The sequence below is a fragment of the Marinobacter salinexigens genome (assembly GCF_008370345.1).
Lineage (GTDB): Bacteria > Pseudomonadota > Gammaproteobacteria > Pseudomonadales > Oleiphilaceae > Marinobacter > Marinobacter salinexigens.
The window spans coordinates 1-1,136 of record NZ_VTUU01000033.1 but is presented as its reverse complement, the minus strand read 5'-3'; the positions used below and the strand labels follow the sequence as shown (position 1 = coordinate 1,136).

1 protein-coding gene is annotated in these 1,136 nt (G+C 54.4%); it reads left to right on the top strand.

The window, feature by feature from the left end; translation table 11 throughout:
• Window positions 1–1,136: elongation factor Tu (gene tuf / locus FWJ25_RS19105; RefSeq protein ID WP_149601850.1), on the top strand; the 1,136-nt coding region annotated here is incomplete at both ends.

Here is a 1,136-nt window from a genome sequence, read left to right as displayed (position 1 = left end):
ATCGGTCACGTTGACCATGGTAAAACCACTCTGACCGCAGCTCTGACTCGTGTATGTCACGAAGTATGGGGTACAGGTACTGCCAGCGCGTTTGACCAGATTGATAACGCGCCGGAAGAGAAGGCTCGTGGTATCACCATCGCGACTTCTCACGTTGAGTACGACTCTCCGACTCGTCACTACGCGCACGTAGACTGCCCGGGTCACGCCGACTACGTTAAGAACATGATCACTGGTGCTGCTCAGATGGACGGCGCTATTCTGGTATGTTCTGCTGCTGACGGCCCCATGCCGCAGACTCGTGAGCACATCCTGCTGTCTCGTCAGGTTGGTGTTCCTTACATCGTTGTGTTCCTGAACAAAGCGGACATGGTTGACGATGAAGAGCTGCTTGAGCTGGTAGAGATGGAAGTTCGTGATCTGCTGAGCACTTACGACTTCCCGGGTGATGACACTCCGATCATCACTGGTTCCGCTCTGATGGCGCTGGAAGGTAAAGACGACAACGAAATGGGTACTACTGCTGTTAAGAAGCTGGTAGAAGCCCTGGACGACTACATCCCTGAGCCGGAGCGTGCGATTGATCAGCCGTTCCTGATGCCGATTGAGGACGTATTCTCCATCTCCGGTCGTGGTACCGTAGTCACTGGCCGTGTTGAGCGTGGTATCGTCAAGGTTGGTGACACTGTTGAGATCGTTGGTATTCGCGATACTCAGTCCACCACYTGTACTGGTGTTGAGATGTTCCGCAAGCTGCTGGACGAAGGTCGTGCTGGTGAGAACGTTGGTGTTCTGCTGCGTGGTACCAAGCGTGACGACGTTGAGCGTGGTCAGGTTCTGTGTGTTCCTGGTTCCATCAAGCCTCACACCCAGTTCGAGTGCGAAGTGTACGTACTGAGCAAAGAAGAAGGTGGTCGTCATACTCCGTTCTTCAAGGGCTACCGTCCTCAGTTCTACTTCCGTACGACTGACGTGACTGGTTCTTGCGAACTGCCGGAAGGCGTTGAAATGGTAATGCCGGGTGACAACGTCAAGATGACGGTTACCCTGATCGCTCCGATCGCCATGGAAGATGGTCTGCGCTTCGCGATTCGCGAAGGTGGCCGTACCGTTGGTGCCGGTGTGGTATCCAAGAT